The following is a 12,240-nucleotide window of genomic DNA, read 5'->3' as shown; positions in this document are numbered from 1 at the left end:
ATGCCCACCGAAGACGAGCTGCTCAAGTACCTCAAGGCGGTCTCCGAGGAACTGCACGTCACACGCGGCCGGCTGCAGGCCGTGGAGGGCCGCCGCGACGAGCCCGTGGCGATCGTCGGCATGAGCTGCCGGCTGCCCGGCGGCGTGTCGTCGCCGGACCACCTCTGGGACGTCGTCGTCAAGGGACAGGACGCGATCGGCGAGTTCCCGGCCGACCGCGGCTGGGACGTCGACGCGCTGTACGACCCCGAGCCGGGAAACCCCGGCAAGACCTACACCCGCTCCGGTGGATTCCTGCACGACGCCGCCGACTTCGACCCCGCGTTCTTCGGGATCACCCCGCGCGAGGCGCAGGGCATGGACCCGCAGCAGCGCCTGATGCTCGAAGCCTCGTGGCAGGCCCTGGAGAGCGCGGGGATCAACCCGCAGACCCTCAAGGACAGCCGCACCGGAGTCTTCGCCGGTTCCTTCCACCACGACTACGACCCGGGCGGCGGCAGCGTCGGCAGCCTCGTCTCCGGACGCGTCTCCTACACCCTGGGCCTGCAGGGCCCCGCCGTCACGGTCGACACGGCATGCTCGTCGTCCCTCGTCGCGCTGCACCAGGCGGTGCGCTCGCTGCGGGACGGCGAGTCCACGCTGGCCCTGGCCGGCGGCGTGACGGTGCTCTCCACGCCCGGCGTCTTCGTCGAGTTCTCCCGCCAGCGCGGCCTCGCCGCCGACGGCCGCTGCAAGTCGTACGCCACGGCCGCGGACGGCACCGGCTGGGGCGAGGGCGTGGGTGTCCTTGTCCTTGAGCGGCTCTCGGACGCCGAGCGCAACGGCCACCGGGTCCTCGCGGTCGTCCGCGGCACCGCGGTCAACCAGGACGGCGCGTCCAACGGCCAGACGGCGCCCAACGGCCCGGCGCAGCAGCGGGTGATCCAGGACGCCCTGGCCAGTGCGCGGCTCACGGCCGACGACGTGGACGTCGTCGAGGGACACGGGACCGGCACGACGCTCGGCGACCCGATCGAGGCGCAGGCGCTCCTTGCCACGTACGGCCAAGGGCGGGGCGAGGACCGGCCGTTGTGGCTCGGCTCGCTGAAGTCCAACATCGGTCACACGCAGGCCGCGGCGGGTGTCGCGGGCATCATCAAGATGGTGCAGGCCATACGGCACGGCGTCCTGCCGTCAACCCTGCACGTGGACGAACCCTCGCAGCACGTCGACTGGACCGAGGGCCAGGTCAGGCTTCTCACGGAGAACCGGCCGTGGCCGCAGACCGACCGCCCGCGCCGGGCCGGCGTCTCGTCCTTCGGCTACAGCGGCACCAACGCACACGTGATCATCGAAGCGGCACCGGTGGTGGAGGAAGCGCCGCCCGTGGCCGACCCGGCGGTGCGGGATGGTGCTGCCCTGCCGTGGGTCCTCTCGGGCCGGAGCGAGGCGGCGCTCGCGGAACAGGCGACCCGGCTGCTCGCCCGGGTCACCGAGGGCTCCGAACTCGACCCGCGCGACGTGGCCCACTCCCTGGTGCACGGCCGGGCCACCCTGGAGCACCGGGCTGTCGTCCTCGGCGCCAACGGACCCGAACTGGCCGCGCGCCTCGGAGAGTTGGCGGCGGGCAGCCCCGGCACGAGCGTGATTGAAGGGCGTGCGCGGTCCGGTGCGTCCGGTGGTGCCGTCTTCGTGTTCCCTGGTCAGGGTTCGCAGTGGGTGGGCATGGCGCGTGAACTCCTGGAGTTTTCACCGGTGTTCGCTGGGCGGATGGCGGAGTGTGCTGCCGCTTTGGATGCGTACGTGGATGGCTGGTCGCTGCTGGATGTCGTGCGGGAAGGTGACGAGGAGGCCTTCCGGCGGGTTGATGTGGTGCAGCCAGTGCTCTTCGCGGTGATGGTGTCGCTGGCTGAGCTGTGGCGGTCGCTGGGCGTGCGTCCTGCCGCCGTGGTGGGGCACTCACAGGGTGAGATCGCCGCCGCGTGTGTCGCCGGTGGTCTGTCCCTGGACGATGCGGCGCGTGTCGTGGCCTTGCGCAGTCGCGCGATCCTGCGGCTGTCGGGGCGTGGCGGCATGGTCTCTGTCCTGGCCCCCGAGGCGCAGGTCATCGGGCGTCTGACGGACGGGCTTCAGGTCGCGGTGGTCAACGGTCCCGAGCAAGTGGTGGTGTCCGGTGCTCCGGACGAGCTGGACACGTTCATGGCGGGCTGTGAGGCCGACGGCATCCAGGCGCGTCGTATCGCCGTGGATTACGCCTCGCACTCGCCGCAGGTCGAGGACTTGAAGGCCGAACTGCTCGACGTACTCGATGGGATTAAGCCGCGCACCGGTCAAGTCCCGCTGTTCTCAACGGTGTCGGGCGAGGTGATCGATACGGCGTCGATGGATGCGGAGTACTGGTTCACCAACCTCCGTCAGACCGTCCGGTTCGACGCGGCGCTGACGTCGCTCCTGGAGGCCGGGCACCGCGTCTTCGTCGAGGCCAGCCCCCACCCCGTCCTGCTCGGCGCCGTGAGCCAGAACGCCGACCACAGCCGCACCGCCGGAGTGACCGCGGTCGGCACCCTCCGTCGTGAAGAGGGCGAAGAGGCACGGCTTTTGCAGAACCTGGCCGAGGTGTTCGTCGCCGGGGTGGACGTGGACTGGTCGCCGTGGCTTCAAGGCGGGCGTCCCGTCGAGCTGCCCACGTACGCCTTCCAGCGCCGACGGTACTGGCAGCCCGCCGCCACGACCGCCGACGTGGGGTCCGCCGGTCTGGCCGCCGTGCGGCACCCGCTGCTCGGCGCGGCCGTGCGCCTCGCGGGCAGCGACGACATCGTGCTCACCGGGCGGATATCCCGGGCCACGCATCCCTGGCTCGCGGACCATGGCGTCTTCGGCACGGTGCTGCTTCCCGGAACCGCCTTTGTTGAGCTGGCACTTCGCGCGGGCGACGAGGCCGGCTGCCCGTCCCTGCGGGACCTGACGCTGCACGCCCCGCTGTCCCTGCCCGAACACGGCGAGGTCGACCTCCAGGTGCAGGTCGGTGCTGCCGACGGCAACGGCTGCCCGCTCGACATCTACTCCCGGTCCCACCGGGCCGACGGCACGGCGGAATGGACGCACCACGCCAGTGCCGTCCTCTCCGACGAGGGGGCGGTGCGGCCGGAGACCACCGGGCCGCTGTACGGCACCGCGTGGCCGCCCGCCGACGCGGAGCGCCTGGACGTGGACGCCCACTACGACACCCTGGCCGCCGCCGGTCTGGAGTACGGCCCGGCGTTCCAGGGCCTGTCCGACGTATGGCGGCTCGGCGACGAGATCCTCGCGCGGGTCACCCTGCCCGGCCGGCAGGCGGAGGAGGCCCAGCGGTTCGGGCTGCACCCCGCCCTGCTCGACGCGGCGCTCCAGGCCGCCGCGGTGGACGGCCTCGACGGGCGTACGCCGCTGCCCTTCTCCTTCGGGGCGGTCACCCTGCACGGCCGCGGCGCGAGCGAAGTGCGGGTGCGCATCGCCCCCACCGGCGCCGACACCTTCACGGTGGAGGCGGCCGACGCGTCCGGCACGCCGGTCGCCCGGATCGACTCGCTCCTTGTGCGCCCGGTGACGGCCGGGGATCTCGCCACCCCGGACAGCAGCACGGACGCGCTGCTCTCCGTCGAGTGGTCCGTGTACGAGGGCGACGCGGACGCCGGGGCGAGCGCTCCGGAAGTGACGCTTCTGAACGCCGCCGACGCCGGGCCGGACGCCGGTGACGAGGCGACCAGGGCCCGGGTGGCGCTGCACGCGACGCTGCGCGAGATGCAGGAGTGGCTCGCGGGGGAGCGGCCCGCATCGGAACGCCTTGTCGTGCTGACCCGCCGGGCCGTGTCGACCGGCGCCGAGGAGCCGGGCTGCGCCGTCAACCTGACGCACGCGCCTGTGTGGGGTCTGGCGCGGGCCGCCCGTGCGGAGAACCCCGGCCGTGTCTTCCTCGTCGACGTCGACGGCGACCTCGACGAGGACGTTCTCCAGAGCGCGTTGCAGGCCGGACTGCCTGAACTGGCCGTCCGGGACGGGAAGTTGTACGTGCCCGTCCTGCGTCGGCAGCCGACGGAACCGGCCGCTGACGCGGCCGCGGCCCTCGGCACCGGCACCGTCCTGATCACCGGCGGTACGAGCGGGCTCGGCGCCCAGGTGGCCCGGCACGCCGCCGGACACGGCGCCCGGCATCTGCTGCTGCTTTCCCGGCGCGGCCCCGGCGCGGAGGGCATCGACGCGCTGCGGGACGAACTCACCGCGGCCGGCGCGCAGGTGACCGTACGCGCCTGTGACGTGGCCGACCGCGGCCAGCTGGAGCGGGCGCTGCGCGAAGCGGTGCCCGCCGGGCATCCGCTGACGGCCGTCGTACATGCCGCCGGAGTGCTGCACGACGGCGTCATCGAATCGATCGACGCGGACGGCCTGGACACGGTGCTGCGGCCCAAGGCCGACGCCGCCTGGCATCTGCACGAACTGACCGCGGGCGAGGACCTGTCCGCCTTCGTGGTCTTCTCCTCGCTCGCGGGCGTGCTCGGCGGAGCGGGACAGGGCAGCTACGGCGCCGCCAACGCCTTCCTCGACGCCCTGATGCGGCAGCGCCGCGGCGCCGGCCTGCCCGGCCTCTCCCTCGCCTGGGGCCTGTGGGCGGAGGCGACCGGGATGACGGGACACCTCGGCGAAGCCGACCTGGAGCGGATCAACCGCGGCGGGATCGCCGCCCTCGGCACCGAACAGGGGCTCGGGCTCCTGGACGCCGCCCTCACCCGGGACGCGGACGACGCGCTGCTCCTGGCGGCCGCCCTCAACGAGCCCGTCCTGCGCACCACCGAACCGGCCCTGCTGCCCCCGCTGCTCGCCGGGCTCTTCCCGCCGCGCCGCCGTGTCGCCGTGGCCCGATCGGGGCGGCCCGCCGGCGGCGAAGGCCGGGTGGCGCTCGACTCGCGCGACGCGGTGACCGACCGGCTGCGGTACCGCATCGCCCGCACCATGGGCTTCGGCACCGAGGAGATCGACGTCGCCGCGCCGCTCGTCGGCCAGGGCCTCGACTCCGTGATGGCCATGCAGATCCGCAGCCTGATCGAGTCGGACTTCGGCCAGGCCCTGCCGGTCGCGTCGATGTTCAACGGCGCGAGCGTCGAGAGCATCGCCGACCAGCTCATCGCGGGCGCCGGGCAGACCGTCGCTGGGGACGGCGCATCCGGCCAGGACACGGACGCCGAGGACGTCGCGGAGGTCGTACGCCATCCGGCCACCCGGGACGTCGTACGGCTGCTCCGTGCCGAGCAGCACGGCACGCCGAGCGTCACCCACCACATCGGCCTCGCCGTGCGGCTGACCGCCCCGACGACCCGCGACCGCCTCACCGAGGTGATCGCCTCGCTCGCCGCACGGCACGCCGCGCTGCGCACCGCGATCGTCCAGGACGCCGACGGCGGACAGCAGCTGGAGGTCCACCGGTCCCTTGCGGGCGACCTGGTGCGCTGGTCGGCGGTGGACGAGGGCACGGACGTGGACGATCGGCTGCGCAAGCTGATGGAGCCGCCGTTCGACCTCGCGCTCGCCCCGCTGTGGCGGTTCGAGCTGCTCGCGTACCCGTCGGGCGAGCAGGTACTCGTCTTCGGCGCGCACCACGCGGTCTCCGACCTGGCCTCGCTGATGCTGGTGGCGCACGGCCTCGGGGCCGGGCTCGGCGGCACCGAGCCGCCGGCTGCCGTCACCAACCGCGACATCGATCTGCTGCTGCGGGCGCAGGCCGCGCGCCCGGCGGACGAGCGGAGCCCCGCCGCCGACTGGCGTGCGGACTTCGCGGGGGCCGGGCGCCTCGACCTGGAACTGGCGGGGCCGCGGCCCGCGGAGCGGTCGTTCCGCTCGGCCATGCATCTGGCGGACCTGCCGCAGGACCTCCAGGAGCGGGTGGCCGCACGGGCGAACCGCCTCGGCATCACACCGGCAGCCTTCTGGCTCGGCGTCCTGACGGTGCACCTCGCCCGGGTGCGTGACCGGAACAGGTTCGTCCTCGCGGTCCCCGTCGACACCCGGCTGCATGTGAACGCGCTCGACGCGGTCGGCTACTTCGGCCTGCCCATTCCGTACGCCGCACAGGTGGAGCCGGGGGAGACCGCCGTCGACGTGCTTCGGCGCACCGACAGCCGGCTCAGCCGGGTCCTGGAGCGCGGCGTCACGTTCTTCGACGCGATGTCCGCCCTCGTCCAGGAAGGCCTGTACCGCAAGGACGCACCGCTGGTGGAGGTCTACTTCAACTACATGCCGCCGCAGGCGGGCGCCGCCGAAGGCCTGCGGATCGTCCCGGCGGGCACCGGACACTCCGACCTCGATCTGATGGTCACGGTGATGCCGGGCCTCGGGAAGGTCGGGCTCGAGTACAACGTCGACGTCCTCGACGAGGCGAGCTGCGCGGGCCTCGGGCGTGACTTCCTCGCGCTGGCCGCCGAGATCGCCGACGCGCCCGACACCTTCGTCGCGCTGCCGGAAGGATCGCCTGTGGTGTCCGCGCCCGAACCGGTCGGCCAGTCCCAACAGCCCGAGCAGCCCGAACAGCGCGGCCAGATCGCCGTCGCCGCCACCTTCTCCCTCGGCAACCTCCCCGCGATGCTGTCCGTCGCGCTGGAAGACACCGGAGTCGACGGCGGCCCCTTCGAGGTGGCCGAGGCGCCGTACCACCAGGTCCTGGCGAGCCTGCACGACCCGGGCAGCGTCCTCGCCGAGCCGTCGACCGCCGCGGGCCTCGTCCTGCTGCGGCCCTGCGACCTGACGCGCTTCGCGGACGGGGACGGGGACGGGAGCAGCGGACTGCTCGACCAGCTCGCCGACGAGTACCCGGCCGCCCTGCGCGCCCTCGCCGACCGCACCCGCAAGCCGCTCGTCGTGGCCTTCCTGCCGGAGCGCTCCGACGACGAACGGCTGCGCGCCTGGGAGCGGAAGGTGACCGAACAGCTCGAAGACCGGCCGGGCATCGCCGTGCTGGCGTCGGACTCTTGGGGCGACGACGAGTACCCGTTGGACGACGTGTTCGACGCTCACACCGACGACGTCGCCCATCTGCCGTTCCGGGACGAGTTCCAGGCCGTCGTCGCGCTGCGCCTTGCCGACACCGTCTGGAACATCCGCCGCCGCGCCCCCAAGGTGATCGTCGTCGACGGCGACGAGACGCTGTGGAGCGGCGTGGCCGGTGAGATCGGCCCCGACAACGTCGACTTCGGCGGGGGCCGCTCGCTGCTCGCCCGGCGGCTGCTGCAGTGGCGGGAGGCCGGCGTACTGCTCGCCCTGGTCTCCAACAACGACGAGGAGACGGTGCACCGCATCCTCGACAGGGCCGAAAGCCCGCTGCACCGCGAGCACTTCGCGGCGATCTCCGCGGCGTGGGAGCCGAAGTGGACCCGGATCGTGAAGATCGCCGAGGAGCTGCGGCTCGGCCTCGACAGCTTCCTGTTCCTCGACGACAACCCCGTAGAGATCGCCGGTGTGCGCACCCAACTGCCCGAGGTGCTCTGCGTCACCTGCCCGAGCGCCGGTGAACTCGGCGACTTCGTCGGCCGGTTGTGGCCGGTGGTGCCGCGCGCGGCGACGGCGGAGGACGCCGCCCGTGCCGCGTTCTACCAGCAGGAGCAGGTGCGCGACGAGGCCCGCGCGCAGATGAGCTTCGCGCAGTTCCTGGCCGACCTCCAGCTCGAACTCGACATCGAGCCGGTCTCCGCCGAGACGGCGGAGCGGACGATCCAACTGAGCCGCCGCACCAACCAGTTCAACCTGCGGCCCCGTCCCCTGGACGCGGCCGAACTGGAGCGGCTCGGCAAGGAGGGCGAGGTGTGGACGGCGACCGCGCGCGACCGGTTCGGCGCGTACGGACAGATCGGCGTCCTGGCCGTCGAACCGGACGGCGACGCACTCGAAGTGGTGGCCTGGATGATGAGCTGCCGCGTGCTCGGCCGCGGCGTGGAGGACCGGCTGCTGCAGTGGCTTGCCGACCGGGCCGAGGCCAACGGGTGCGGCACGGTGCGCCTCATAGCCGACAACACGCCCCGCAACATCCCCGCGCGTCGCCTGGTCTCGCGGCTCGGCGGCGGCGAGGTCGAGGCACCGCGCCTGGAGACGACGGTGGCGTTGGCGCAACTCCGGGAGTTCCGTTCCTGGAACCCCGGATCGGAAATCGCAGCGGAGGTCAGCAATGTCTGAGGCGGGCAGCGGCACAAGCCGCAACCGCAGTGTCAACCGTCGGCCCGAGGAAGAGGTGATCGAACGGCGTGGCCCGGTCCGCGCCCAGGCCTCCGACCTCCTCGCCCGCTTCCGCAGGCCGGCCGGTGCTGCCGCGGCGGGGCCGAAGGCGAGCGGGGGCTCGACGGCGAGTGATGGCCTGACGGCGAGCGAGGGCCTGAAGGTGAGCGAGGGGCCGACGGTTGCCGGCCCGACGGCGACCGACGGCTTGATGGCGGGCGATGGTCTGAAGGCGAGCGGGGGCTCGACGGCCACCGACGGCTCGACAGCGAGCGGGCGCTTGAAGGCGAGCGGGGGCTCGACGGCGAGCGAGGGCCCGAAGGCGAGCGAGGGGCCGACGGTTGCCGGCTCGACGGCGACCGGCGGCTTGATGGCGGGCGATGGTCTGAAGGCGAGCGAGGGCTCGGCGGCCACCGACGGCTCGACAGCGGGCAGGCGCTTGAAGGCGACCGACGGCTCGACGGCGAGCGATGGCCTGACGGCGAGCGATGGCCTGACGGCGAGCGACGGCTCGACGGCCGGCGATGGCCCGGCGGCCACCGGGAGCTCGATGGCCGCCGAGGCCACGGGACACCGCAGCGTCGAACAGCTCGCCGCGGACATCGCGGCGCGCGCCGCCCGCTTCCTGCCGGGCAGCGCGACGGACACCGGCACCGACCTGTTCGACGCCGGGCTCTCGTCGGTCGACGCGGTCGAGCTCGTCGCGCTGATGGCCCGCGAACTGGGCGTGAGCGTCAGCCTCGACGACGTCTTCGCGGACGCCCGCCCCCGCCGCATCGCCCAGCGCTGGGCCGAGGCGGCAGGGCTGCCCGTCGAGGCCGCGGGCAGCGCGCCCGCGGCACCGGCGGCACCGGCGGCACCGGCGGCACCGGCGGCACCGGCGGCCACTGCGGCACCGGCGGGCACCGCCGCACCGGCGGCCACCGCGGCACCGGCGGCCACCGCAACCGCCGCCACCGCCGCACCGCCGGTCATCGAGCCGACCACCGTCGTCGCCGCCCCGCGGGCCGACGGCCTGCACGAGGACCTGGAGATGATCCTGGCCGACCTCGCGCTTGCCGACCGGCTGCCCTTCAGCCGGCAGGCCGATGCCGTGGTCCCGCGCCGGATCCTGCTCACCGGGGCCACCGGCTACCTCGGCAGCCACATGCTGCTCGACCTGCTGCGGCAGGGTGACGCCCATGTGGTGTGCCTGGTGCGCGCCGCGGACGACGCGGCCGCCGAGCGGCGCCTCGCCGACGCCCTGGCCGGCTTCGACCAGCCGTGGTCGTCCGAGGTGCGGCGGCGGGTCACGGTGCTCGCCGCCGACCTGCGGCAGCCGCGCCTCGGCCTGACGCAGGACCGCTGGGAGAGCCTGGCCCAGGACATCGACTCGATCGTCAACGTGGCCGCCGCGGTCGACTTCCTGCGCGGCTACCCCTCGCTGCGGCAGACCAATGTGATCGGCCCACTGGTCCTCGCGGAGCTGGCGATGACCGGGCGGACCAAGCCCCTGCACCACATCTCGTCCGTCGCCGTGTTCAACGAGGTCGGCATCGAGAAGATGGGCGAGGACGACCCGGTCGCCCACATCGACCGGCTCTTCGCGGGCTACGACAAGTCGAAGTGGGCCGCCGAGGCCGTGCTGCGGCGGGCCCGCGAACACGGCCTGACCGTGACGTTCCTGCGCCCCGGCGCCATCGGCGGCCACACCCGCACCGGCGTCTACAACCCGCGCGACCTCAGCACCGGCCTGATCGGGGCGTTCTCCCGCTACCGGACCGTGCCCGCCTTCAAGTTCATGAACCTGGCGCCGGTCGACTGGATCAGCCGCACCGCGGCCGCGGTGGTCTTCGACCCCAAGGCATGGGGCCAGAACTACAACTTGACCGGCCGCGCCGAGACGCTGCCCGAACTGGTCAAGGACATGAAGCTGGCCGGGATGAACGTGCGGGTGGCCGGCTGGCAGGACTGGCGCGACGACCTGCTGCGCCGGCACGCCGCGGAGCCGGTGCCGGAGCTCGACTTCCTGATCCGGATCCTGAGCAGCCCCACCGCGATGAAGCTGTTCGAGGCGCTGATGTTCGGCCCCGAGGCCGGCTCCGAGCGCACCGAGGCGTTCCTGGCAAGGCACCGCCTCCCGATGGCCGAACGGTACGGCTCCCAGGCCCAGTTGAAGGCCTTCGAGCGGATGGCGAAGGACGGCATCGCGCGGCTGCCCAGCCGTGAGGACCCGCCCTACCTGTCGTTCCGCGAGCGCACGAAGGGCCATGTCGGCCCGGTCGGCGAGGACCGCGACACCAAGTGCCGGATGGCGCTCACGCTGTCCATCGCGAGCATGTATCAGGTCGTACGGCACCGGAAGATCGACGTACGCGGCGAGGTGACCTGCGAGCGGCTGCACCCGGAGCCGCTGACGGTGGCGGCGGGCGAGATCTGGGTCCGCCCCGACGAGGGCGTCCCGCTGCAGCACGGCAGCGACCATCCGCTGCTCCGCTACCGCCTCGTCCTGGTCGACAGGGACGGCGGCCGCTGGTGGCTCGAGGGCTGGAAGACGGCCCGCGCAAGCCGCGACTTCTGGAAGCAGACCCGGACCATCGACGTCACCATCGGCCGCGAGGGCGAGCCCGCGAGCCTGGCCGGTGTCGTCAAGGTGCCCGCCAAGAGCTATGTCCCGGACCAGATCGACGGGATCCGCGTCGACCCGAAGCTGACGCCGCAGGAGCAGCGGCTCGCCAAGCTGGCGTGGCTCTCGTGGTTCTTCGTCCAGGTGGGCATGGGGCTCGCGGAGCCGACCCTGCGCGCGGGGGCCGAACTCCTCGACCTGCGCAAGGACGCGATCGACCGGGACAAGGGCAAGCTGGAACGCAAGATCAGGAAGCTGATGATCAAGAGGGAGCAGACCCGATGACGCTGAGCCCGATGGCGCTGAGGCCACTCCACTCCGCATTCGGCGACAGGGTCGAGCAGATCCCCTTCACCGCGTCCGACGGCACGCAGCTCGGTCTGTGCCGGATCGCTCCGGAGGACGGCTCCACCGACCGCCCGGCCGTGCTCGTCCTGCACGGACTCACCGCGTCGGCCGACATGTTCACGCTGCCCGAGACCCGCAACCTGGTCGACGTGCTGCTGGACGCCGGCTACGAGCCCTGGCTGCTCGACTGGCGCGGCAGCTGCCGGCTTCCGTACAACGAGGGCCGGGTGCGCTACAGCTTCGACGACGTGGCGCTCTACGACATACCGGAGGCCGTGTCGCTGATCAAGGAGCGGATCGAGGGCCGCGATCTGCTGGTCGTCGCGCACTGCATCGGCGCGATGTGCCTGTCGATGAGCATGGCGGCCGGTCTTGTGCCGGGCCTCGCCGGAGTCGTCGCGCAGGGCGTCTTCCTCACCCCGAAGATGTCCTGGAAGACGCGGGCGCGGCTGCACTTCGGCGGGGAGCTGCTGCGGTCCCGCTTCGTCAACATCCCCACCGACTTCAAGAAGGTGGGCCTGTGGTCGAAGCACTCGCTGATCTTCGCGGAGGTCTCGCTCGGCGCCGAGTGCAAGGACCCCAACTGCCAGATCCTGCACAACGACTCGTGGGGCGTGGGCGGTTCACTCTTCGAGCACGACAACCTCCACGACGTCACCCACGACCGTCTCGCCGATCTGTACGGCACGGTGCCGATGTGGATCCTGCCGCATCTGCGGGGCATCGAACTGGCCCACACCATGCTGCGGTTCAACGACGCCGACGGCCGCTACGACGCGCTCCCGAAGAACGCGCTCGACAACGCGGGCAAGTACGAGGCGCCGCTGCTGCTCCTCTCGGGCAGCGACAACCGCTTCTGGTACGACTCCAACAAGCTCTGCCACGAGGTGCTTTCGAGCCGCTACCCGGACATGGACGTCCGCTATGTCGAGGTGCCGGGCTACGGCCACCTCGACACGTTCATCGGCCGTAACGCGGCCCTTGACGTGTTCGGCCACATCGTCGACTTCCTCGACGAGTGCCGGAGCGTGAACGCCGCGAGGTGACACGAACGGCCCCTGCTTCCAGGCCTTCGG

3 protein-coding genes are annotated in these 12,240 nt (G+C 72.6%); all 3 read left to right on the top strand.

Annotation, left to right across the window (positions count from 1 at the left end):
* From AB0G47_RS11715 to AB0G47_RS11705, 3 genes are read left to right on the top strand one after another with little or no spacing between them, the layout of a single operon-like run.
* A complete protein-coding gene (locus AB0G47_RS11715) occupies positions 1-8,172 on the top strand; it encodes an HAD-IIIC family phosphatase (RefSeq protein WP_360767289.1) in 8,172 nt (2,723 codons plus the stop codon).
* Positions 8,165-11,101, top strand: coding sequence for a thioester reductase domain-containing protein (locus AB0G47_RS11710; RefSeq protein ID WP_360767287.1), 2,937 nt, complete (start codon positions 8,165-8,167; stop codon positions 11,099-11,101). Before AB0G47_RS11715 ends, AB0G47_RS11710 begins: the two co-directional genes overlap by 8 nt.
* Positions 11,098-12,210 carry an alpha/beta fold hydrolase gene (locus tag AB0G47_RS11705; protein ID WP_360767284.1) on the top strand — a complete coding sequence of 371 codons (1,113 nt, stop codon included), beginning with the start codon at positions 11,098-11,100 and terminating at the stop codon, positions 12,208-12,210. The genes AB0G47_RS11710 and AB0G47_RS11705 overlap by 4 nt, the downstream gene beginning before the upstream one ends.
* The last annotated feature ends 30 nt before the right edge of the window (positions 12,211-12,240 follow it).

The organism is Streptomyces sp. NPDC021622, from assembly GCF_040640795.1.
Taxonomy (GTDB): domain Bacteria; phylum Actinomycetota; class Actinomycetes; order Streptomycetales; family Streptomycetaceae; genus Streptomyces.
Note: the sequence above shows the minus strand (reverse complement) of the source record. Positions and strands in the feature narration are given on the sequence as shown.